Source organism: Streptomyces sp. 150FB (assembly GCF_000818195.1).
Lineage (GTDB): Bacteria > Actinomycetota > Actinomycetes > Streptomycetales > Streptomycetaceae > Streptomyces.
Genome location: NZ_JTHL01000001.1, coordinates 8,193,411 through 8,216,972, shown reverse-complemented (window position 1 = coordinate 8,216,972; position 23,562 = coordinate 8,193,411). Strand labels below are relative to the sequence as shown.

Below are 23,562 nucleotides of genomic sequence, written 5' to 3'. Positions count from 1 at the left end.
CCGGGCGTACGGCTGTCGTCCCGGCTTGGGCCCGGGCCCGCACAGCGACCTGTGTCATCATCCGATGATGAACTCAGAGACGATCACCGCAGCGGCCGCGGGCACATGGGAACTCGGCGATCTGACCGTGAACCGGCTCGGTTTCGGGGCGATGCGCCTCACCGGCAGCGGTGTCTTCGATCCGACGGCGCCGAGCAGCGACCGCGATCAGGCGATCGGTGTGCTGCGGCGCGCGGTCGAGCTCGGTGTGAACCACATCGACACCGCCGCGTTCTACTTCTCGGCGCTGCGCTCGGCGAACGAGCTGATCAACCGGGCGCTGGTGCCGTACTCGGACGACCTGGTCATCACCACCAAGGTCGGCCCCGGCCGGGGCCCTTCGGGTGAGTGGCTGCCCTGGGCGGCGCCCGACCAGTTGCGCGGGCAGGTGGAGGAGAATCTGCGCCAGCTCGGCCTTGACCACCTCGATGTGGTGAACCTGCGCTGCCCCGGCGAGGGTTCGATAGCCGAGCACTTCGGTGTGCTCGCCGGGCTGCGCGAGGCCGGGCTCATCCGGCACCTGGGCGTTTCCAATGTGAGTGTCGAACAGTTCGACGAGGCACGGGCCGTCGCACCGGTGGTCTGTGTGCAGAATCGCTACAGCATCGACTCACGGCGCTTCGGCGACGATGTCCTGCGGGCCTGTGGGGAGCAGGGCGTCGCGTTCGTCCCCTTCTTCGCGATCGCCGGCGAGGGACGCGAGGCCGGCGCGGCCGACACCGACAGCGCGAGCGCCGTACTCGCCGTGGCCCGTGCGCACGGCGTGAGCCCCGCGCAGGTCCGGCTGGCGTGGACACTCCAGCAGGGGCCGCATGTGCTCGCCATCCCGGGCACCGGCGATCCGGACCACCTCGTCGAGAACGTGGCGGCGGGCGCGCTCCGGCTCTCCCCGGAGGACCTGCGGCTCCTCGACCCGGACGGCACGGCCGGCTGAGGCATCCGCCAGGAACGCCGCCCGGAACGCCGTCGGGCCGCCGCCCCTGTCCGATGTGACGGGGGCGGCGGCCCGGCGGGTGGTTCCGGAGTGGCTCCGGTGGATCACACCGAAGCGGTCTTCTCCTGTTCCGGCCGCAGGCGCAGCGTACGGATCTGGAAGGGGCGCAGCCGCAGCTCCGCCGCCGAGTCGTCGGACGTCAGTGTCAGCTCACGCTCCGGGTGTTCCAGCAGATCGCAGTCGAAGACTCCGGTCAGCGGGAACGTGGCGGACAGAGTGGCCTTGGCCCCGCCGCCGCACGCCTCGTAGAGCCGTACGATCACATCGCCGCTGCGGTCGTCGGCCAGCTTCACCGACTCGATCACCACATCCGGGTTGTCGACGGCGACCACCGGAGCGCCACCCGAAGCGGCGGGCCGCAGCGGGAGGTTGAGCGCGTAACCGCCGGCGACGGCCTCCTCGATCCCGGCGCCGGCGAGCAGCGCGTAGCTGAAGGAGTGTGCGCCCCGGTCGGCCTGGGGGTCGGGGCTGTGCGGCGCGCGCAGCAGCGAGAGCCGTACGGTCGTGGTCGTGCCGCCGTCCGGGCGGGTGTCGCGGCCGATGTCGTGCCCGTAGGTGGAGTCGTTCAGCACGGCGGCGCCCCAGCGGCGCTCACCGACATGCACCCAGCGGTGCGCCCACAGCTCGAAACGGGCCGCGTCCCAGCTCGTGTTCTCGTGGGTGGGCCGCTGCACATGGCCGAACTGGATCTCGGCGCTCTCGCGTTCGGCGTGGATGTCCAGCGGCCAGGCCGCCTTCAGCACCGCGTCGCGCTCCTGCCAGTCGATGTCGGTACGGACCGTCACCTGCTTGCTCTCGGCCCCGAGTTCGAGGTGCTGCACGATCCGCGAGTCGCCGAAGGCGCGCTCGACCCGTACGGAGGCGAGCAGCGGCCCGTCCTCGGCGAGGGTCACCGACTCCGCGTCGGTGAGGTTCTTCACCACGTCGCGGTAGAAGTGGTCGATGTTCCAGGCGCTCCACAAGTTCGGGTCGTCCGGGTGCAGTTGGAGCAGGTTGCCGGCCGCTCCCGGCGCGATCGCCTCCCGTTCGGCGGTGTGGTCGTACACCGACCTGACGAGTCCTTCGGCGTCGACGGTCACCGAGACGAGGCCGTTGTCCAGGACGAAGCCCCCGGCCTCGGCCCTGGTGGTGACCGGGGTGGCGGGCTCGCTCAAGGTGCCGCCGGCGCCGAGTGCGGGCGCGTCGGCGAACACCGCGCGCCGTCCGTCGGACAGGGCCTGGGCGCCGAGGACTTCGGGACCCTCCGCCGGCACAACGGCCACCTCGCGGCGGGCGTACGGTCCGGCGTTCAGCAGCAACTGGCCTTCGCTCGAAGCCAGTTGTTCCGCCGCCTCGCCGATGATCTCCTCCAGCTCCGCGCGCACCTCGCCGTAGACCTGCTCGGCCTGCTGGTGCACCCAGGCGATGGAGGATCCGGGCAGAATGTCGTGGAACTGGTTGAGCAGCACCCGGCGCCAGATACCTTCGAGCCGCTCGTACGGATAGGCGGCGCCGGCCTGTACGGCGGCGGTCGCCGCCCACAACTCGGCCTCGCGCAGCAGGGATTCGCTGCGGCGGTTGCCGCGCTTGGTGCGCGCCTGGCTGGTGTAGGTGCCCCGGTGGTTCTCCAGGTACAGCTCGCCGCGCCAGACCGGGAGGTCCTCGTACTCGGCGCGCGCCGCGGCGAAGAACTCGGTGGGGCGGGTGATCTCGACCTTGGGCGATCCTTCGAGGTTCCGCAGCCGGCGGGCCTTCTCCAGCATGGAGCGGGTGGGACCGCCACCGCCGTCTCCGAAGCCGAACGGCGCGAGCGAGCGGGTGGCCGCGCCCTTGTCGGCGAAGTTCGCCTCGGCGTGGGCGAGTTCGCTGCCCTTCAGTTCGGCGTTGTAGTTGTCGATCGGCGGGAAGTGGGTGAAGATCCGGGTCCCGTCGATGCCTTCCCAGTCGAAGGTGTGGTGCGGCAGCCGGTTGGTGTCGTTCCAGGAGAGCTTCTGGGTGAGGAACCACTTCGCCCCGGCGAGCTTCGCGAGCTGCGGGTACGCGGCGGTGTAGCCGAACGAGTCGGGCAGCCACACCCCGTCCTGCTCGATGCCGAACTCCTCGGCGAAGAACCGCCGCCCGTAGACGAGTTGGCGGGCCATCGCCTCGCCGCCGGGCAGATTCCCGTCGGCCTCGACCCACATCCCGCCGACCGGCACCCAGTTGCCCGCGGCCGCCGCCTTCTGCATCCGGCTGAAGATCTCGGGGCGCTGCTCCTTGATCCAGGCGTACTGCTGCGCCGACGAGCAGGCGAAGACCAGCTCCGGGTACTCCTGGGCCAGGGTGGTCATATTGGTGAAGGTCCGTGCGCACTTGCGCATGGTCTCCCGTACGGGCCACAGCCACGCGGAGTCGATGTGCGCGTGGCCGACGGCCGTGATGGTGTGCGCGGATGCGTGTGCGGGGCGCGAGAGTACGTCGGTGAGCAGGTCGCGTCCCGCCTGCGCGGTCCCGGCCACATCGTGCGGGTCGACCGCCTCCACCGCGCGGTGCAGCGCGCGCAGGATCTCGTGGCGGCGCGAGGACGATTCGGGGAGCTGGTGCATCAGCTCGTCCAGCACCTCCATGTCGTGGATGAGGTGCCAGACGGCGTCCTCGCGTACGGCGATCTCCGCCGTACGCAGGACGTAGAGGTGCTCGTCGCCCGCCGTCTCCCTGGACCCGAAGTGGGTGCCCCTGGCCTGGCTCCCGGAGATGTTGGGGTTGGCCGCCAGCTCGACGAGGAGGTTCACGGCCTCCCCGCCGGTGGCGCTGTCCGCCAGCAGCACACTGCGGCTGTACGGGTGCAGGCCCTGGAGCGGGGAGCCGTGGGCGTCGTGGACCAGCCCCTCGGCCTGCCCGCCGGGCCCCCGGGTCAGGTCGAAGCCGAGGTCGAAGACGGCCTCGACCCGCCTGCCGGTCCAGGCGGCGGGGATCTCGGCGGCGGCGCGCAGCCAGGTCGTCGACCAGGGGCCGCCCCAGCTCTCGCCGAGCTTCATCGGGCTGTACGAGGCGGTCAGCGCCTCGGCGACCGGAACGGGTTCGCCCGGCACCTGCCAGGCGTCGAGTGTGAAGGTGCGGGAGTCGCCGTAGAGCGCCGGACGCAGGTTCCGCTGGAGGAACTTGCTGATCCGGCCCTCGATGATGCGGCGGTCGTCATGCACGGTGCGGGTCCTTCCGGGGGGCGTCTGCGCCGGTGGGCGCGGGAAGCCGTACGACGTCATGGGCGCCGTCCGGCCAGGTCACGTCGGCCACGACGGTGGGGCCTTCGAAGCGGGTGGTCAGGTGCGGCAGGTCCGCGTCCGCCGGCGCGGCGCCGCCGAGGTGCACGGCGGCGGCGTACGGCGTGGCGTACTCCACGGCCCCCCGCGTCCAGAGCACGGGGGTCGCTGAGGCGGCGCCCAACGGGTTGCTGTCGGTGGCGTGGTGGATCTCGGCATCGGCGAAACCGTGCAGGGCGACGACGGTGGAGCGCACCCCGTTGGAGCCGCTGACGGCGCCGGCGGGCAGCCCGTCCCCCGCCGTGTACACGGCGGTGTCCCCGTCGGCGCCGGGTGTCACGGGAAGCGCCCAGCCGCCGAGCCGCAGCCGCCAGGGACCTGCGGCTCCGGCCTCGTCCGCCGCCGGGTCGACCCGTACGAGCCTGATCTCGACGGCGCCGCGCAGCACGGAGCCGACCGTGACCCAGGGCCCGGTCGTGTACGTGGTGTCGGGCCCGCCGAACGGATCCCAGCGCTCCTCGGCGGGCCAGTGGGCGCGGCTCCGCGAGACGCCGGTCGCCCCTTCGAGCGAGATCCGCTCCAGCGGCCTGCGGTGCGCCGCCCTGCCGTCGGCGTCCACGAGCGTCGCGGTCCCGTCGACGGGACCGCCCGCCGGGTCCTCGGGCATGTCGGGCGCGGCGTGCGTGGAGTACGTCAGCCGGGCGTAGCAGGGGTCGTCGGAGTGGTAGCGCGCGGGGTCGGCGTGGTCACTGCCGTGGTTGACCACGCGTACGACACCGTCGGAGGCGGTCCCCGAGAGCAGCCAGCCGGGTGCGGCCAGCGTCCGGGAGAAGTCCTCCCGCTCGATCGCGAGGGGGCGCTCCTCCTCGGTCCACACGGGGTGGTCCGGCGGGAGCAGCAGTCCGATGAAGCCCTTGCTCGCCCAGTACGGGGACGCCGGGCCCGAGTAGACCTGGAGCAGCCCCCGGAAGGGCCGGTGCCAGCCGAGCGTGAGCAGGCCGTCGTCGTTCACCGCGCCGTTGGCGGTGAAGTGGTCGAGCATGCGGGTCGCGATGCCGCGGGTCTCGCCGGGGGCGAGCGGGGTGGCGCCGAAGAGCGCGCCGGTCCACACCGGCGCGAGCGCCGCGTGCCGGTAGGTCATCGAGCGGCCCTGGATCAGCGGGGAGCCGTTGCCGCCGACCAGCAGCCGCTGGTCGGCGAGGAAGCGGGTCAGCCGCTCCCGGTAGCGGTCCAGCAGCCCCGGCGGCGCCTGGTCGCCGGACATCCGGCAGAACCAGAGCGGGTAGAGGTGCATGGCCCAGCCGTTGTAGTGGTCGAAGTTGCGGTGCTCCCCGCCGGTGAGCCCGTCGGAGTACCAGCCGTCCCGCGCGTACCACTCGTCGGTGACGGCGATGGTGCGGTCGAGGTCCTCCTGTCGCCATTCGCCGCCGACGCCGCGCGCGAAGGCCTCGGTGACGGCCTGGAACCAGACCCAGTTGTTGCCCGGCATGGTGGTACCGACCATCGCGCCCAGCCACGCCAGGAGTTGTTCCCGCACGCGGGGCGAGAGCCGGTCCCAGATCCAGGGCTTGGTCTCGTGCAGGGCGAGCGCGATGGAGGCCGCTTCGACCTTCGCCTGGTTGCTCTCCTCGAAGGACGGCCAGCGCTCGGGGCTCGCGGGGTCGACGCCGGCGGCGAGCCCCTCCGCGTACCACTCGGCGAAGCCGTGCGGATCGGCGCCGCCCGCGCCGGCCAGCCGGAATCCGGCCAGCAGGAACGAGCGGGCGAAGCCTTCGAGCCCGTCGCTCCAGACGCCGTTGTGACTCGCGGTGCCGGGCAGGCGTACGAGCGCGTGCCGGTCGGTGGCGTAGGGGCGCAGGGCCAGCAGCATCCGGTCGGCGGTCCGCTCCCAGTGGGTGCGGGCCGCTGCGGCTGTGAGGGTCATAGGTGGGGAATCTCCCAGTATGTTTCGGGTGGTGTCGGGGCCCCCGGTGACGGCGGCCGCCGATCCTTGGGAACGTGGGCTGCCGTCACCTGGGTGCTCATCCGTGCAGGCTCGCCCAGTACTTCTCGTAGTCGGCGCGGATCTTGTCGCCGACCGTGGTGCGCCAGTTGCTCATGGCGTCCTCGAAGTCCCGCCAGCTCGACCGCCCGGACATGTAACCCTGGAGCGGCCCCTCGTAGATGAGGGTTTTGGCGGTGCCGCCGAGTGTGGTGTCGGTCTCCGAGTAGAGCCCTTCGTCCGCCCTGTTGACCAGGACGTCGACGGCGCGCTTCTGGAAGTCGTACTGCCGGGGGGCGACCGTCGCGTCCTCGGGGAAGTAGAGGACCTGTGGCGCGTCGGTGGCGAAGTTGGTGGGGAGGGTGGCTTCCAGGGTGCCCGTCGGGTTGAGGATCGGGTCGGATCCCTTGTAGTCGAAGCTGGCTCCCGGGACACCGTACTTACGCTCCAGATAGGCGTCCGTGCCGAACGGCGCCGCCAGCGCGTTGAGCGCCCGCAGCACCTGCTCGATACGCTGCTTCGGCGCCTTCTTCAGGGCGAGCATGGCGAAGCTGGAGAGACCCGCCCAGTGCGAGCCCTTGCCGCCGTCGAAGCCGGGGGCGACCATCCCGCCGATGTCGAGCTTCGGATTGGTCGGCTTGTAGGCGCGCAGGTAGTCGTTCCAGGCGGTGGCGCCGTCGTAGTTGAGAGCTATCTGGCCGTTGCCGAACCAGTCCTTGAACTTGCCCTCGACGGTGAAGCCGTCCGGGTGGATCACCCGTGCCTTCACCATCTGGCGCATGGCGTCGAGGCCCTGCTTGACGCGGTCGGTGTCCTCCAGCCACCAGGCGAACCTGCCGTTCTTCTGCCCCCACTCGTTCGTCGAGTGCAGCATCTCCATCACGAAGTAGAAGGTGACCAGGGGGTCACCGCAGGCGTACTTGTTCTTCCTCGGGTCCGAGAGGTCCTTGCAGAGCTGGAGGAACTCCTTGAAGTTGCGCGGGTTCGGGTCGAGCGACTTCTCCTTGACGATGTCGGCCCGGTAGAACATCACGGAACCGCTGTTCAGACGCGGCATGGGCAGCCCGTAGATGCCGCCGTTGTAGATCGTGTCGCGCCAGGCCTTCGTCGGAAGGTTGGCGAGGTACGGGTAGTCGCGTACGGCGCTTCCCGACAGGTACGGCGACAGGTCCTCGAAGAGCGCGTGCAGGGTGTCGGGCCGCTGCGGCGCCGTCGGCAGGAACAGCATGCCGTCGGGCAGGTCACCGCCGGCGATGGTGAGGGAGAACTTGGTCGGATAGTCGATGACCGGCACGATCTCGAAGTTCATGTCGGTGCCGACGGTCTTGTTCACGCCCTGCCACAGCTTGTTGCGCGAGACGGGCGGCGGCACCGGGCTGTAGATCAGTGTCATGAAGTTGATGGAAGGACCCTTGGCGGGCGGTCCGTCGGGGAACGCCTTGGCCGGGTTCTTCGGGTAGTGCAGAAAGCCGTTGAGCACACCGGCCGACGTGCCGGGCAGGTCGGGCTTGACGCCCTTGTACGGGACGAAGTCGGGAAGCTTCACATCCGCGTTCTCGGCCAGAGGCACTGCGGGCCCACCGTCGCCGCAGGCGGCGAGTGACGCGCCGGCCGCGACTCCGAGCCCTGCGCGAAGCAGGTTTCTGCGGGTGAGGTACGCACCCATCTCGGTTCCTCTTTCTCTACGGGGATCGCTCGGCGGTGGGTCAGCCCTTGACCGCCCCGACCATCACGCCCTTGTTCATATGGCGCTGGAGGAAGGGGTAGACAATGACGATCGGCAGGACGGACAGGACCAGGATGGCCGCCTGCAAGGCCTGGGACGGCGGTAGCGCGGCGCCCGCGTTGGACGCCTGGCCCGCCCCGATCTGGGCGTTGTTGACGACGTAGCTGCGCAGCACCATCTGCATCGGCCACTTGGCGGACTCGTTGATGTAGACCATGGCGTTGAAGAACGCGTTCCAGTACGTCACCGCGTAGAACAGGCCGATCACGGCGACCGACGCCTTCGACAGCGGAAGCACGATCTTGGTCAGGATCTTCCACTCGCTGGCGCCGTCGATGCGCGCCGCGTCGATGAGTTCACGTGGGAGCCCCATGAAGAAGGATCTGAGCACGATCACGTTGAACGCGTTGATCATGGTGGGCAGGATCAGCGACCAGTAACTGTTGATCATTCCGAGCTGCTTGACGAGCAGGTAGCTCGGGATGACGCCGGGCACGAAGAGCATCGACAGGAGCAGCAGCATCAGGATCTGCTTGTGCCCGTAGCTGCCGGGCCTGCTCAGTCCGTAGGCGAGCAGGATCGAGGTGCCGAGGCTCAGCGCGGTACCGACGACCGTGATCCCAATGCTCACCAGCAGGGCGCGGGAGACCAGGCCGCCGGCGAGTATGGAGGTGTACGAGCTGAAGCTCGGGTGGTTGGGCCAGAGGACGAATCCGCCGGTCTCGTTGATCTGCGCGGTGTCGGCGAGGGACGTCGAGATGATGGCGAGGAACGGGACCAGCACCAGCAGTACGCAGACCAGCATGAGCAGGGACTTGAGCGCCCGCCAGGGCGGGGAGCCCGGGGTCTGGCCGGGGATGGCGCTGTAGGAGCGCTTGGGCCGCGCGTCCGGACGGCGGGGCCGGGTGGGTGACAGTGTGGTCATTTGCGGTAGACCCCTTCCTCACCGAAGAGATGCGCGACCTTGTTCGCGCCCAGTACGAGTGCCACGCCGACGAGTCCCTTGATCAGTCCGACTGCCGCGCTGACGCCCCACTGCCCCGCGACGAGGCCGTTGTTGTAGACGTAGGTGTCGAGTACCTGGGTGACGTTCGCGTCCATGCCGTTCTGCTGGAGCACGATCTGCTCGAAGCCGACGCTCAGCGCGTCGCCGAGCCGCAGGATCAGCAGCAGAACCACCAGCCCGCGCAGCGCGGGCAGTGTGACGTGCCAGGTCTGCCGGAGCCGGCTCGCGCCGTCCATGGCGGCCGCCTCGTACAGGTCGTTGTCGATCCGGGAGAGCGCGGCGAGGAAGAGGATCGTGCCCCAGCCGGTGTCCTTCCAGATCACCTGCGAGGTGAGCAGCGACTTGAACAGCTCCGGGTTGCCGATGATGTTCCAGGTACCCATCTCGTGGGCCTGGAAGAACACGTTCAGCACACCGCCGTTGCCCAGCATCTGCTGGAAGACGGCGACGACGACCACCCACGACAGGAAGTGCGGGAGGTACAGCACGTTCTGGACGCTCTTCTTGATCCGCTCGCTGACCAGGCTGTTCAGCAGCAGCGCCAGGATCAGCGGCGCCGGGAAGACGAACACGACCTGGATCACGGTCAGTTCGAGCGTGTTGATCAGCGCGTGGATGAACGCCGGGTCACCGTTGAACAGCACCTTGAAGTTGTCGATGCCGGCCCAGCGGCTGTGCATGATGCCGATGTACGGCTGGTAGTTCTGGAAGGCGATGATGTTGCCGAGCAGCGGGACGTAGTGGAAGAGCAACAGCACCAGGGTGCCGGGCAGGGCGAACCAGAACAGGGCTTTGTCGCGCTTGCTCCGGGGGCCGCGCCGTGGGCGGCGGCTCCCCTCGGCGGGCGGCGGATCCGCCGCGTCCGGCCGTGCGGCCGGTTGATCGAGGGTCGTCATAGCATGAAAGCCCTTTCGGAGAGATACGGGCGTCTGCGGGTCAGCACCAGGCCCAGCGAGCATTATGTAAATCCAATGGATTGCCTTACGTCAATGCTTCGAACAGGTAAATCCTGCTGGAACCGGCTCGTCCCGGTCGGGCTCGGGGCCCTGCACAGGACGATAGAAAGCGCATTCTCCCCCGGAGGTGTACCGTGTCGCCGATGGAGATGCAGGTCCGCGCCCGAATGCATCCGGATCAACAAATTGGCCAGTAAGTACTTTTACAAGTTGAGGGGCGCATGTGTTGGATGAGGCCATGCATCGAGCTACTGACTTCCCGCTGGACGGTACGGCGCTGGAAGCGCTCCTCACCTGGGCGGAAGGACGCTCGGACCGGTCGGTCCGCGCACGGATCGTGCGCGACGCCGCCGAGGGCGTCACCGTCTCCGACAGCGCGCGCACACTGGGTGTCTCACGTCCCACCGTGACGGCCTGGCGCCGGCGTTACGCCGCACACGGCCTCGCCGGTCTCGAACACCAGCCGCGCAGTGGCAGGCCGCCGCGTATCGACGAGGCCGATGTGGTCGCCAACACACTGGCCGGCCCTCCGGCGCCGCACCAGAACTGGTCGGCGCGGTCCCTGGCCGACCATCTCGGTCTCTCGCACACCGCGCTCAGCAGGGTGTGGCACCGCTGGCGCACCACCCCGGGCGACCTGGACGGACCGATCCTCTTCCCCACCACCCCGGCGCTCGGCTGCCACCGCCCCGAACTGCTCGCCGTGTGGACAAGCGCGAGCGGCGCCGCCGCCGTCGTCCTCACCGAGAGCGACCGGGCCGGCCAGCGGCACACCACGCCTGCCAGGGCCGAGGAGCGCCAGACGCGCCACGCCTCCCTGACGGTCGGGCTGCGCCAGGCACTGCGGCACGCCGCCGGTGACGGAAGCGAGGAGGGCGCCGGAGGCGGGCGGGCCCGCGACGCCGGGCGGCCGGACAAGGCCGCGCGGCCGGACGGGTGTTCCGGCTTCGACGAGGCGCTCCGGGCACTCGCCGAGGCGCACCCGGGACGCGATCTGCACATCGTCACCTGGGGCGGCGACGACCCGGATCCCGGGCGCGGGCCTGGTGCCGGTACGAGTACGGGTACGGGGACGGGCCTGGGCGGTGAACAGGTCGTCCGGCACCGGCCGCACCCCGCCATGGGCTGGGCCGCCACCGTATGCGTGATCGCCCAGCTCGAACTGCTGCACCACCCGCACAAGGCGCGCCGGGTCCTGGACTCGCTGACGGAGTCCACCCGCAGATACGCCGCCACCGACTCCCCCGGGCCGTATCTGTGGCAGCGCCCGGGCGACGGCAATCCGCCGGCCACCTCGTCCCGGGTCGCGCACCGCGCGTTCGACCAGCTCGCGCTGGGTTCCTTCAACGAGAAGCTGGTGATCGAGAGCATCCGGGTCGCCGGTGCGCTCAGCCGGGTCGAGATAGCGGAACAGACCGGTCTGACCCCTCAGGCGGTCTCCCGCATCACCCGGAACCTGCTGACCGCCGGCTTCCTCACCGAGGACGCGCGCCGCTCGGCGGGCAAGGGCAAACCACGGGTGCCGCTGCGGCTGCGCCCCGACGCAGCGTGCGCGATCGGCATCCATGTCGACCCGGAGATGATCACGCAGGTCGTGGTCGACCTGTGCGGAGGCGTACGGGACCGGCGCCAGCTCCCGCTGACCGGGCGCCGCGACCCCGCGTGGTGCATCGCGCAGATGGCCAGGATGGCGGCGGAGGCCGCGGAGGCCGTACGGCCCGTCTCCGGGACCCTGCTCGGTGTGGGCGTCGCCGCGCCGGGGCCCATCGATGTGAACGCCGGGGTGATCCTCGACCCGCCGCTCTTCGAGGGGTGGAAGGAGGTACCGCTGCGGGCGGAGCTGAGCCGGGAGCTGGGGGTGCCCGTACTGCTGGAGAAGGACGCCACGGCCGCCGCCGTCGGCGAGCGGTGGCTCGGCGCCGCCGAGCGCTCCGGCGACTTCGTCTACCTCTACCTCGGCGCCGGGGCCGGCAGCGGCGCCTTCCTGAACGGGGACATCTTCCGTGGCTCGACCGGCAACGCCGGTGAGTTCGGCGAGCTGTGCGCCCTGACCCTCGGGCGGCTCACCCCCGAGGGCGGTCCCCAGATGATCCCCGAGTGCGCGCCCATCTCGGCCGTGATCGAGAAGGCGGCGCTGGCGGGGCTGGTGGTGGAGGGCGGGTCCGCGCACGAGGCCATCTGCGCGGCAGCGGCGGCGGGCGACGAGCGGGCCGTGAACGCCGTACGGGAGGTGGCCAGGGTGGTGGCGCGCGGCGCGGTCGGGATGACCGACCTGTACGACACCGACCTGCTCATCGTGGGCGGGCCCGCCGTACCCCCCGAGATCGCCGACCTCTACCTCTCGGAGATCTCGGCGGCCGTCAACCGCTTCCCGGTCGCGCGGCGCGTACGGGACGTACGGGTCGCCTACTCGACGCTGAACGACGCGGCGGCCGCGGTCGGCGCCGCTTCCACCGTCTTCCACACGACGTTCGCGCCCCGGCTGCGGACCCACGCGCGGTTCGGCGGCTGAGCGGTGGCGTACGACCGGCCGGGTCCTCGGGGCCCGGCCAGTCGTCGTTCACACCGTCGCGCTCAGGCCGTGCGCGCCATGTCCTCGCGCCGGACGCCTCCGTGGAGCGGCTCGCCCGCCAGATACCGCTCCACCTCGGCCACGGCGTAGGCGCCGAGCCTGCGTACCTCGCTGCCCTGGGCGCCCGCGATGTGCGGGGTGAGCAGCACGTTGGGGAGGGAGAGCAGCGGATGTCCCGCCGGCAGCGGCTCGGGCTCCGTGACATCGAGGTAGGCGTCGAGCCGGCCGGCCGCGCACTCCTCGGCCAGCGCCTCGTTGTCGATGAGCGCCCCGCGCGCGGTGTTGACGACGACCCCGCCGTCCGGGATCAGCTTCAGCATGTCGGCGCTGATCATCCCCTCCGTCTCCGGCAACTGCGGCGCGTGCACGCTGACGATGCTGGAGCGGCGGCACAGCTCGGCCAGTTCGACCCGCTCCACCCCGAGCCTTTCGGCGTCGGCCTCGGTGACGTACGGGTCGGTGAGCAGCAGCCGGTACCCGGCGTCCGATGCGCGCAGCGCCGCGATCACCCGGCGGCCGATCCGGGACGCGCCGACGATGCCGATCGTACGGGCGTCGCCGCCGACCCGTTCCGCGAAGTCCGGCCATCCCCGCTCGTACCGCGCGGCGGCCGGCAGGGTCTTCTTCGCACCGAACGTGATGGCGGCGAGGGTGAAGGCGACCACCGGCCCCGCGTTGGCGTCGGCGGCGGACGAGACCACGATGCCGCGCTCCCACAGCGCGTCGCTGACAAGGGTCTTGACCGATCCCGCTGCGTGCATGACGGCGCGCAGGCGGGGCGCGCCCGCCAGCACGTCGGCCGTGATCGTGGGGCAGCCCCAACCGGTCAGCAGGATCTCGGTTTCGGCCAGTGTGGCACGGGCGGTCGCGTCCTCCAGCGGGCCGAGGATGAGGGCCGGCTCCAGCCGGACGCCCCGGGCGAGCCGCTCCCGTACGTCTGCCGGGAACACCAGGTCGGACGCCGCGGGCCCCATGGCTATGGCCGCGATCGGTCGGTCACTCACGTGCTGATCCCTCTCACCGGAAGATCGGTTGTCCGCTCCAATAAATCCAATGGATTGCCTCACGTCAACGTGTGAGAAAGCTCGAACCGACCGTACCGACCTCCGGATCATGTCGATTGCCTGCACGGATACCCCTGCGCGACCCGTCGCGAACCGAGCGTTGTGGAAGGTAAGTACTTTTTCTTTTGACGCGACTCGCGTGGTCCGCGAGGACCCTTCGTCCGCCCGACCGTGACCGGATCGAGACCTCGTCATGAATGAGTCGGATTTCGCTGGGCACAAGCGGATCCGTACGGACCGCTGCTCTGAAGGGTGATGTCATGACAACCAGCACTGTGCGGGCGGGGACGCCGGGGTCCACGGCTGTCCTGGCGTCGGGGGCGGGCACCAGGGCCGGAGAGCTGCCGCGGATCGCGGACCCCGGCAAGGTCGCCCCGAAGGACGCACGGGCGCTGTCGAAGCTTTTCTTCGACCAGCTCCAGGTCCTCGAAGAGGGCACCCATGAGTACCAGTACGCACGCAACACCCTGATCGAGATGAACCAGTCCCTGGTCAGGTTTGCCGCGAGCCGGTTCCGCAACCGGGGCGGCGGCGAGATGGAGGACATCCTCCAGGTGGGGATGATCGGCCTGATCAAGGCGATAGACCGGTTCGACCTGTCCCGCGAGGTCGAGTTCACGTCGTTCGCCGTCCCGTACATCGTCGGTGAGATCAAGCGGTTCTTCCGCGACACGAGCTGGGCCGTCCATGTGCCTCGCAGGCTCCAGGAGTTGCGGGTGGAGCTGGCCAAGGCCAAGGAGCTCCTCGCCGGCAGCCTGGACCGCGACCCGACCGTCGGGGAACTCGCCGAGCTGCTCGGCATCCCCGAGGAGGACGTGATCGAGGGCATCGTCGCGACCAACGGCTACACGGCGGGCTCGCTGGACATGCCGACCGGCGACGACGGCCAGTCCTCGGGCGGCGGGCGGACGTTCGCCGATGTGCTGGGCGACGACGACCCGGCCATGGCGAAGGTCGAGGACCTGCACGCGCTGGCGCCGCTGCTGGAGCAGCTCGACGAGCGCGAACGTCACATCGTGCAGATGCGGTTCGGCCAGGAGATGACCCAGTCCCAGATCGGCGAGGAGCTGGGCGTCTCGCAGATGCATGTCTCGCGGCTGCTCAACCGAATCATCACGCGGCTGCGTGCGGGGATGCTCATCGAGGAGTGACTCCTCCTCCCGGCTCCTCCCCACTCGTTTTCCCCGGCTTCTTCTCGCCCGGCTTCGGGCGGCGCTGTCAGACCCGTGGACCAGACTTCGAGGTCGAGCAGATCCGTACCTACCTGGGACACATGGATCCGTGGAATCCATGGGGAGGAAGCCGAAATGACAAGCAGTACGCCGGGCCTGCCCGGTACACCCGACACCCGCGCCGCCGCGCAGGCCTACTTACGCCTGCTGGCCGCCGTACGGGCCGTGCTGGACGATCCCCGGGCGGCCTCGCGGGCGGCGCCGCTGCTGGCGGTCCCGATCGCCGAGGCGGACGAGGCACTCGGCGCGGCCGGTCTGGCGGGCAACGAGCGGGAGTTCCTGCGGCTGGTGGCGGGCCAGGTCCAGGTCTCCGAGCGGTAGCGGTACGTACGGAAGACGGGCGCCCCCAGGCCGTGTTGGCCGGGGACGCCCGCCTCCTGTACTCCGGCGGACCGTCAGACGCGGGTCAGCCGCAGGGTGATCATCTCGAACGGGCGCAGCGACAGCTCGACGGCGCGGTCGGTGAGCTCCGGCCGCGGGACATCTGCCAGCGGGCGCTCCAGCAGGTCGGTCACGGCGACGCCGCCGACCGACGTACCGACCAGGACGCGTGCCGTGGCGCGGCCGCCGGTCGACTCGTAGAGACGGACGACCAGGTCGCCGCTCTCGTCGTCGGCCAGCTTCAGCGCGCTGAGGACCACCGCGTCGTTGTCGACCGTGACCAGCGGCGCCACCTCGGCGTCACCGGCGACCCGGCGCTCGGGAAGGTTGATGTCGTACCCCTCCCTGACAGCGTCCCCGATCTCGGCGCCGGGCACCAGCGCGTGCCGGAAGGTGTGCACACCCTGGTCCGTCTGCGGATCGGGGTAGCGCGGCGCGCGCAGCAGCGACACCCGGACCGTGGTCGTGGTGCCCGCGTCCTCCGGGCGGACCGTACGGGTCACGTCGTGGCCGTACGTGGAGTCGTTGACCAGCGCCACGCCCCAGCCCGGCTCCGCCACATGCACGAAGCGGTGGTTGCAGGCCTCGAACTTGGCGTACTCCCAGCTCGTGTTCGTGTGCGTCGCCCGGTACACATGCCCGAACTGCGTCTCGGACGCGTACCGGTCGGCGTGGATGTCCAGCGGGAAGGCGGCCTTGAGGAACTTCTCCGTCTCGTGCCAGTCCACCTCCGTGGCGATGTCCAGCCGCTTGCTGCCCGGGGTGAGCGTGAGCAGTTGGGTGACCGTCGAAGCGCCGAAGCTGCGGACCACCCGGACCCCGCCGTCGATCGCCGTGAGTTCGTCGAGGCCGGTCAGGTCCGTGACGGTGTTCCGGTAGAACTCGTCCACGTCCCAGGCGTCCCACTGGTTGGGGAAGTCCGGGTGGATCTGCAACAGGTTCGCCGCCTGACCGGGGGCGACCGCCTCACGCCGGGCGCCGAGGTCGTACGCGGAGACCACCAGACCGCGGCTGTCGACGGTGACCTTCAGCAGGCCGTTGTCGAGGACGAATCCGCCGTCCTCGCCCGGGACCACCCGGGCGGCTTCGCCGGCCGCCGCCGGTCCTGCCGCGCCGGCCGCCACCCCGCCGCGGGTGTGCGGGGCTGAGTTGAAGAACACGGCCGAACCGGCCGTGGCGTCACCGGCCAGCGCGCGCTGCGCGGTGGCGATGATCCCGTTCAGCTCCTCGGCGACGGCGGCGTAGGTCTTCTCCGCCTCGCGGTGCACCCAGGCGATGGACGAACCGGGAAGGATGTCGTGGAACTGGTGCAGCAGCACCGTCTTCCACACCCGGTCCAGGTCCGCGTACGGGTACGGCGCGCCCGCGCGTACCGCCGCGGTCGTCGCCCACAGCTCCGCCTCGCGCAGCAGGTGTTCGCTGCGGCGGTTGCCCTGCTTCGTCTTCGCCTGGCTGGTCAGCGTGGCCCGGTGCAGCTCCAGGTACAGCTCACCGACCCAGACCGGCGGGTTGGGGTACTCCGCCTCTGCCTTGGCGAAGAACTCACCGGGGCTCTCCCACCGCACCGCCGCCGAGCCTTCGAGGCTGCGCATCCTGGCGGCCTTGGCGACCATCTCACGCGTCGTACCACCACCGCCGTCACCGAAACCGGTGGGGGCGAGGGAGCGGCGAGCCACTCCCTTCTCCTTGAAGTTCCGTACGGCGTGGGCGATCTGCCGCCCCTCCATCGCGCAGTTGTAGGAGTCGACCGGCGGGAAGTGCGTGAAGATACGCGTCCCGTCGATGCCCTCCCAGCGGAAGGTGTGGTGCGGGAACTTGTTGATCTTCGACCAGGAGATCTTCTGTGTGAGCAGCCACTTCGAGCCCGCCGCCTTGATGATCTGCGGCAGTCCCGCGGCGAACCCGAACGTGTCGGGCAGCCACGCCTCGTCGTTCTCGATCCCGAACTCGTCGAGGAAGAAGCGCTTGCCGTGCACGAACTGGCGCGCCATGGCCTCCGAGCCCGGCATGTTCGTGTCGGACTCGACCCACATGCCGCCTGAGGGCACGAACCGGCCCTCGGCGACGGCCTTCTTGACCTTCGCGTAGACCTCGGGGCGGTGCTCCTTGATCCAGGCGAACTGCTGCGCCTGGGACATCGCGAAGACGAACTCCGGCTCCTCGTTGAGCAGCGATGTCATGTTCGCCGTCGTACGCGCCACCTTGCGCACGGTCTCGCGCAGCGGCCAGAGCCACGCCGAGTCGATGTGGGCGTGGCCGACCGCGCTGATCCGGTGTGCCGTGGCGGGAGCGGGCGTCGCCAGTGCCTCGGCGAGCTGCTCGCGCGCGGCCGCCGCCGAGCCGGGCACGTCCTGGAGGTCGATCACGTCCAGGGCGCGGCTGACGGCACGCAGGATCTCCCAACGGCGGGCGCCCTCGACGGGGAGTTCGAGCATCAGCTCCCCCAGCACCTCCAGGTCCTGGATCAGATTCCACACGGTCTCGTCGAACACGGCCAGATCCATCCTGGCCAGGGTGTACTGCGGGTCGCTGCCCGCCGTCTCCTTGTCGCCGAGGTGGGTCGGCTCGAAGGGAACTGAGCCCTCGATGACCGGGTTGGAAGCGGCCTCGATGTGGAAAACAACTTCTTCACCACCGGCGACGGGCGCGCCGACGCGGACCCACTGGTTACGCGGGTTCAGGCCCTTCACCGGGCTGCCGTCGGGCCGGTACACGAGGCCCTCGCACTGGAATCCCGGACTGGCCTCGTTGAAGCCGAGGTCGAGGACCGCCTCGACGGTGCGTCCCGCCCACTCGGCGGGGACCGTACCGGAGACCGTGAACCAGCTCGTGCCCCACGGGGCACCCCAGGAATCTCCGACGGCGATCGGCTGTGTGGGGGCCGCGAGGCCCTCGTCCACCGGTACGGGCTCACCCGGCGCGGTCCAGACGGCTACGTCCAGCGGTATTGAATCGGTGTATACGGCGGGCCTGACGCGCTCGTTGAGAACGCGCTTGAGGCGGGCTTCGACCAGGCTGCGGTCGTCGTGCATGAGGGGAAGCTCCTGGAATGGCGATGGATGGGGTAGCCGGGGCGGCCGGTGCTGGTGGCCGGAGAACGATGTAACCCTCTCCGACCCTACGCACTCCGAAACGGCTTGTGACCTCCTGCCTGTGACTTCCTGTGTCTTTCTATCTGTTTCTGTTCCCGAGCCACCGATCCGGGTCGCGCTGCCGCCTTTGACCCGCCAAGACATCAAGTCATCTATTCACTTGAGCGAGGTGGTGCCGGCGACCGGTCGCCGGCACCACGGGACGCGAACGCGCGCCGATCAGCGCGGCGTACGGCTCTCGTCGGGTGCGCTCGCCGCAGGCGTACGGTCCTGCGCCGCGCCCGAGCGGGCCCCGGCGGCGACGACGTCGTTGTCGGCGGAGGCGGCGGGTCGGCGGAGCCTGGCCTTCTCGGCGCGCGCGGCTTCGGCGCGCAGGATGGCGTTGAGTACGGCGAAGGGGTCGATGGGCATGGCTGTGTCCTCACGGTGCGAAGGTGCGGGGCATGCGGATCGGGTCGGGGTCGGCCGGCCCTCTCAGCAGCGCAGCACCACACAGCGCCGGTCGTGCCCCTCGCCCGGCAGCGGCGCGGGCAACTTCGCGGCGCCGGGGGCGGGTTGCGGCCCCCGGGCGGTGTGCACGGTGGTGACGGGTGTCAGGGCGGCGACCCGGGTGCGGCCCGTCCGCTCGGTCCTGGCCGGGCTGTTGTGCTCGCTCCCGGCGAGGTCGTGGCTTCCTTCGCCGCTTCCCTCGCCACTCCCCTGGCCATTTCCCTGGCCGGCCGGATCGGGCGCCGCCGAAGCCGGGGGCCGGTCCGTCCCGTCCCTGGTGGCCATCGCGTACGAGTCCGTCGACGTCCCGAGCACGGCGAGCACCATCAGCAGCACGATCACGGCGGCCCGGCGCACGGCGGCGGCGCGTGAGGGGACGGGGGGCGCGGCGTGACGCATGGCGGGACCTCCTGGATCTCCCACTGTGCCCGCGCCTCAGGGTCGTATGGTGCCCAGTCGCCGCAAACCCCCCATAAGTGGGAAAGTGTTACGCCGAATTGAGTTCGTCGTCCCTCGCGGCGTCCGGCATCCCCGCGTCCGGCATCCCCGCGTCCGCCTGCTGAGGCAGCCTCACCACCGCGGGACCCAGCGGCACCTGAGGCCCGACACCTTCGCGCAGCCAGCGCCCCAGCACCTCGTGCACCCGCTCGGCGCCGACGAGTTCCTCGCTGTCGGCGACCGGCGGCGAGAGCACGAGCGGCGACAGCAGGAACGCCCGCGACTGTTCACCGCCGAGCCCGCCGTGCGAGCCGATCTGCTCCTCGAAGGCGTGCACCTGGCCCGTCTCCGGGTCGTACGACGAGTTGACCATGATGTCGGCGACATGCGGGAAGCCGTCGGTGCGCCGGACCGCGTCGGCCGCTCCCGGCCCCATGCCGGCCAGCGGCCCGTCGTCGCCGAGGTCGGCGAGCGCGATCTCCACGCCGCCCGCGGCGAGCACCACCGAGCCCCGCGCCTCGCTGCGTACCAGCAGGAAGCCGATCCCCGGGTGGCCCGCGAGCGTACGCAGCAGCGCGGGGTGGCGCCGGTCGATCTGCTCCAGGCTCATCCGGCCCGGCACACCGGGGAAGGAGACAAGGCCGAGGTTCCCCGAGGCCAGCACGACGGGTTCCGAGTCGGGCGCCGCGTTCTCCTCGGGCTCGTCGGCGCCCTGGTGCACGGGACGGTGCAGCGCGCTGCGTACGGCGTGCCGCGCGGCGAACCGCGCCTCGGCGCCGCTCCTGGTCCGCTCGGCCCTGCGTGACACGGGCAGTCCGCATCCGGCCCTGACGAGGTCCTTGAGGGTGAGCCCGTACAGGCCTTCGAAGGTCTCGCCCACACTCTGGCCGTGGTCGGACAGGACGACGATCCGGTACGGGCGCGGCGCGTGGTCGGCGACCTCGGCGATCAGGCCGATGGAGCGGTCGAGCCGCTTGAGCACCTGCGCGGCGTCGTGGCTGTGCGGCCCCGAGTGGTGGGCGACCTCGTCGTAGCCGACCAGGTCGGCGTAGATGGCGGTGCGTCCGGCGAGCATGTCGCCCATGACGGCGACGACCACCACATCCCGTTCGACGACGGTCGCGAAGGCCCTTATCAACGGGTAGAGCCCGCCCCGGCTCACCCGTGGCCGCACCTTGCGCAGCCGTGCGCGCGTCGACTGGGCGATCTCGCGGCAGACTTCGGCGGCGAAGGAGACCGCCGTACGCACGGCGTTGGCCGGGTCGGAGAAGTACGCGAAGTAGCCGGACCTGGAGCGGTTCGCCCTGCCGCGCCTGGCCGCGATCGAGAGCACCAGGGCGAGTTGGTCGGCGCCGCCGCTGAAGAGGTTGCCCCGGCTGGCGCCGTCGAGGGTCAGCAGCCCTCCGTCGCCGGTGCGTTCGATGGCCCTGCGCTGGAGTTCGGCCGCGCTGGCCGGCCGGTTGCTGACGATGATCCGGCCGGTGTCCTTCTCGTACCAGCGGAACGCGGGCACGTCGTGATTCGAGCCGTGCAGGATGCCGAGCTGGCTGGCGCCGGTCTGGCTCGACCAGTCGGTGCGCCAGGGCGTCAGCCGGTGGGTCGCGTCCTCGCCGAGCCACCCGGCGAGGTGCGGCACGAGCCCGTCGGCGATCGCGTCGAGCAGCACACGGTGCCCGACCCCGTCGAGTTGGACGAAGACGGTGCCGGGGTGGCTGCCCTGTCCCGCGTACGCCCCGTCCCTGCGCCGCCGCCGGTCGGCGAGGCGCGAGAGTCTGCGCCGGTAGGCGCTGTCGTCACCGACGGCGAGCGCGGTGGAGGTGGCGGAAGCGACGGCGGACATGACGGCGGCGACCACCACGGCGTTCTGCGGGTCGGTGACGCCGCCGCCGTACGGGATGAGCCGCAGCGCGAGCAGCAGCAGCGAGCCGTTGAGGAAGAAGACGAGCAGGCCGAGGACGAGGGCCGGGACGAGCAGCAACGCCCGTACGAGCAGCGGCCAGACCAGCGCGCTGAGCAGACCGAAGGCACCGGCACCCCAGGCGGCCGTGTACGCGGTCCTGGTGATGCTGTCGTCGCCGGGCGACTGGAGCTGGAAGTCGGGCAGGACGCCGGCGAGCAGGAGCATCGTCAACGTGGACACCATCCACACCACGATCACCCGCAAGAGGGCTCTGCCGCTCGTACGCCATCGCCCTCGCAGCACTTCCGTACCCACCTCACGTCCGGGCCCGTACGGTGATGCGGGCTCGGACCCAGCGTGACACAGCGCGCGGGCCACTCGGCCAATGGCGCGTAACGGGTGGTTCCGCGCCGCTTGTCCGACCGGTGGAAGGGGTAGTCGCCGTAGGCTGAGTACGGAGATCACGCGGGTGGAAGCGGGCGAGGGCGGGATGCCCGCGCCGACGTGTGCGACGGAGCTGAGGTCGAGGTTGGGTACGGTCATCACCTGGTGGGGTCATGCCACCTGCACGGTCGAGGACTCCGGGGTACGGGTGCTGACGGACCCGCTCTTCGTACGGCGTTTCGCCCATCTCCGGCGCCGGAGGGGTGAACTGCCGCCGCCCGGAGCCGCGGTCGCCGACGCCGTGATCGTCTCCCATCTGCACTCCGACCACCTCCATCCGCGCTCCCTGAGCCGGCTGGCGCCCGGCACCAGGCTGCTGGTGCCCCGGGGCGCGGCGCGTTCGGTGCCCGCGCTGCGGCGGCTCGACGCGCGCGGGAACCCCGCCGGGCTGCGGATCACCGAGGTCGAGGCGGGCGACGAGGTGAAGATCGGGCCGCTGAGCGTACGGGCGGTGCCCGCGCGCCACGACGGGCGGCGGCTGCCGTTCGGACCGCACATCTCCCCCGCTCTCGGCTACGTGATCAGCGGTGAGACGCGTACCTACTTCGCCGGTGACACCGGGCTCTTCGACGAAATGGCCGACGCCGTGGGGCCCGTGGACACGGCGCTGCTGCCGGTGGGCGGCTGGGGGCCCCGGCTGGGGCCCGAACACCTCGACGCCGAACGGGCGGCGCGTGCGCTGACCCTGCTGGCGCCGGCCTGCGCGGTGCCGGTGCACTACGGCACGTACTGGCCGATCGGCATGGACGGGGTCAGGCCCCACGAGTTCTACACGCCGGGCGACGAATTCGTCCGGCAGGCGGCGGAGCACGCCCCGAAGGTGACCGTGCATCTGCTGCGGCACGGCGAGAGCGCCCGGCCGGAGGCCCCCAGGTGATCGACCAGTTGATGGCACAGATACCGACCGAGTCGACCCAGCAGGCGGTGGGCTATCCGTCGGTCTTCCTGCTGGTGATGCTGGGGGCGCTGGTACCGGTGGTGCCCACGGGGGCCGTGGTGAGTTCGGCCGCCGTGGTGGCGTTCCATCAGACCTCGCCGCTCTCGCTGCTCTACATCTTTCTCGTCGCGTCGTTCGCCGCCTTCCTCGGCGATCTGGCGCTGTACTGGCTCGGCAAGCGCGGTGTCGGCTCGAAGAACGGCTCGCGCTGGCTGGCCAAGCTGCGCCAGCACGCGCCGCCCGACCGGCTGGAGCAGGCACAGGACAAGCTCAGGGAGAACGGCGTGACGGTGCTCGTGCTGTCCCGTCTGGTGCCCGCCGGGCGCATACCCGTGATGCTGGCCTGCCTGCTCGCCGCCTGGCCGCTGCGCCGGTTCGCCAGGGGCGATGTGCCAGCCTGTCTGGCCTGGGCAGCGACGTACCAGTTGATCGGCATACTGGGCGGCTCGCTGTTCGCCGAGCCCTGGCAGGGCGTGGCGGTGGCCGTGGTGCTGACGGTGGTGATCAGTGGCGCTCCCGCGCTCTGGCGCAAGCTGCGCGGCGCGGCGCCGGCGTCCGGGCACGAGGGGCCGGAGGGCGGCTCGCAGGCGTGACCGTGCGGCGCACGGTACGTACGTCGTGCGGAGGGCCGGCGGTACGGAGCGTGAGCGCGGCACGGACGGTCAGCGCGGCACGGACGGTCAGCGCGCGAGTTCCGGCCTGAGTTCGCCGAAGGCCGAGGCGAGGTCGGCGAGCGGCGCGGCGACATGGGGCAGGCTCAGCGGTTCAGCCGCAGCGAGGGACTCAAGGCGCTCCTCGGCGGTTACGCCGAGCAGGGGTCCCGTAGACAGGCGTACGCGGAGCGCCCCCAGTTCGTCCCCGAACCGATGACCGCCCGGCACATGTGCCCCCAGCCGCTCGCTCAGATAGTCCTCCAGCTCCATGGAGTCGGTGACCCCGAGCCCGGCGAGGCGGGCGCGCAGCGGTCCCAGGTCCGCATAGACGTGCCGTCCGGCCTGCGGTGGCAGCGCGAGCGCGCCGCAGTCGAGCACGGTCCGGTGGACGGCGGCGGCGACCCGCCCGTGCAGTGCGGCCGCCTCCCGCGCCCTGGCCG

General features: G+C 70.9%; 16 protein-coding genes and 1 pseudogene. 6 read left to right on the top strand and 11 right to left on the bottom strand.

Annotated features, from left to right (window positions below):
• The first annotated feature begins 67 nt into the window (after window positions 1-67).
• Window positions 68-973 carry an oxidoreductase gene (locus tag QR77_RS35240; protein ID WP_040029211.1) on the top strand — a complete coding sequence of 302 codons (906 nt, stop codon included), beginning with the start codon at window positions 68-70 and terminating at the stop codon, window positions 971-973.
• A 104-nt stretch (window positions 974-1,077) separates the two neighbouring features.
• On the opposite strand, the gene QR77_RS35235 is transcribed toward QR77_RS35240, so the two are convergent.
• The 5 genes from QR77_RS35235 to QR77_RS35215 all read right to left on the bottom strand — a co-directional run bounded on the left by QR77_RS35235 (window position 1,078) and on the right by QR77_RS35215 (window position 9,860).
• Window positions 1,078-4,194 (bottom strand): glycoside hydrolase family 38 C-terminal domain-containing protein, encoded by a 3,117-nt coding sequence (locus QR77_RS35235; protein ID WP_040029210.1) that lies wholly within the window; start codon window positions 4,192-4,194, stop codon window positions 1,078-1,080.
• Window positions 4,187-6,175 carry a DUF2264 domain-containing protein gene (locus QR77_RS35230; protein WP_040026063.1) on the bottom strand — a complete coding sequence of 663 codons (1,989 nt, stop codon included), beginning with the start codon at window positions 6,173-6,175 and terminating at the stop codon, window positions 4,187-4,189. Before QR77_RS35230 ends, QR77_RS35235 begins: the two co-directional genes overlap by 8 nt.
• 97 nt (window positions 6,176-6,272) lie before the next feature.
• Window positions 6,273-7,802 carry an extracellular solute-binding protein gene (locus QR77_RS35225; RefSeq protein ID WP_236710945.1) on the bottom strand — a complete coding sequence of 510 codons (1,530 nt, stop codon included), beginning with the start codon at window positions 7,800-7,802 and terminating at the stop codon, window positions 6,273-6,275.
• A 136-nt stretch (window positions 7,803-7,938) separates the two neighbouring features.
• A complete protein-coding gene (locus QR77_RS35220; RefSeq protein ID WP_078877548.1) occupies window positions 7,939-8,883 on the bottom strand; it encodes a carbohydrate ABC transporter permease in 945 nt (314 codons plus the stop codon).
• Entirely contained in the window at window positions 8,880-9,860 is a 981-nt protein-coding gene (locus tag QR77_RS35215) for an ABC transporter permease subunit (protein WP_078877546.1), read from the bottom strand. Before QR77_RS35215 ends, QR77_RS35220 begins: the two co-directional genes overlap by 4 nt.
• Before the next feature lie 298 nt (window positions 9,861-10,158).
• Here QR77_RS35215 and QR77_RS35210 point away from each other — a divergent pair, with 298 nt between their 5' ends.
• Window positions 10,159-12,432 (top strand): ROK family protein, encoded by a 2,274-nt coding sequence (locus QR77_RS35210; RefSeq protein ID WP_040026060.1) that lies wholly within the window; start codon window positions 10,159-10,161, stop codon window positions 12,430-12,432.
• A 62-nt stretch (window positions 12,433-12,494) separates the two neighbouring features.
• On the opposite strand, the gene QR77_RS35205 is transcribed toward QR77_RS35210, so the two are convergent.
• Complete coding sequence (locus QR77_RS35205) at window positions 12,495-13,466, bottom strand: hydroxyacid dehydrogenase (protein ID WP_052489297.1); 972 nt, start codon at window positions 13,464-13,466, stop codon at window positions 12,495-12,497.
• A 350-nt stretch (window positions 13,467-13,816) separates the two neighbouring features.
• Here QR77_RS35205 and QR77_RS35200 point away from each other — a divergent pair, with 350 nt between their 5' ends.
• A complete protein-coding gene (locus QR77_RS35200; protein ID WP_078877545.1) occupies window positions 13,817-14,707 on the top strand; it encodes an RNA polymerase sigma factor SigF in 891 nt (296 codons plus the stop codon).
• A 156-nt stretch (window positions 14,708-14,863) separates the two neighbouring features.
• On the top strand, window positions 14,864-15,109 hold the full coding sequence (locus tag QR77_RS35195) for a hypothetical protein (protein WP_040026058.1): 246 nt from the start codon (window positions 14,864-14,866) through the stop codon (window positions 15,107-15,109).
• Between the two features lie 74 nt (window positions 15,110-15,183).
• Here the strand turns inward: QR77_RS35195 and QR77_RS35190 are convergent, their stop codons facing one another.
• The 4 genes from QR77_RS35190 to QR77_RS35175 all read right to left on the bottom strand — a co-directional run bounded on the left by QR77_RS35190 (window position 15,184) and on the right by QR77_RS35175 (window position 21,391).
• The gene (locus tag QR77_RS35190; protein WP_040026057.1) at window positions 15,184-18,201 is read right to left on the bottom strand and encodes a glycoside hydrolase family 38 C-terminal domain-containing protein; all 3,018 of its coding nucleotides are present in this window, start codon (window positions 18,199-18,201) and stop codon (window positions 15,184-15,186) included.
• Between the two features lie 279 nt (window positions 18,202-18,480).
• The gene (locus QR77_RS35185; protein ID WP_040026056.1) at window positions 18,481-18,672 is read right to left on the bottom strand and encodes a hypothetical protein; all 192 of its coding nucleotides are present in this window, start codon (window positions 18,670-18,672) and stop codon (window positions 18,481-18,483) included.
• A gap of 63 nt (window positions 18,673-18,735) precedes the next feature.
• Entirely contained in the window at window positions 18,736-19,149 is a 414-nt protein-coding gene (locus QR77_RS35180; RefSeq protein ID WP_040026055.1) for a hypothetical protein, read from the bottom strand.
• An 88-nt stretch (window positions 19,150-19,237) separates the two neighbouring features.
• Window positions 19,238-21,391: a phage holin family protein gene (locus QR77_RS35175; protein WP_107069158.1), complete on the bottom strand. Its 2,154-nt coding sequence runs from the start codon at window positions 21,389-21,391 to the stop codon at window positions 19,238-19,240.
• Between the two features lie 226 nt (window positions 21,392-21,617).
• On the opposite strand from QR77_RS35175, the gene QR77_RS35170 reads away from it, so the two are divergent.
• Both QR77_RS35170 and QR77_RS35165 read left to right on the top strand, forming a co-directional pair.
• Window positions 21,618-22,409, top strand: coding sequence for an MBL fold metallo-hydrolase (locus QR77_RS35170; RefSeq protein ID WP_040026052.1), 792 nt, complete (start codon window positions 21,618-21,620; stop codon window positions 22,407-22,409).
• Between the two features lie 11 nt (window positions 22,410-22,420).
• Entirely contained in the window at window positions 22,421-23,062 is a 642-nt protein-coding gene (locus tag QR77_RS35165) for a VTT domain-containing protein (protein WP_173476395.1), read from the top strand.
• Window positions 23,063-23,149: 87 nt separating this feature from the next.
• Here QR77_RS35165 and QR77_RS49500 read toward each other — a convergent pair.
• Window positions 23,150-23,562: pseudogene (locus QR77_RS49500) on the bottom strand (pyridoxal phosphate-dependent aminotransferase); the annotation flags it as partial.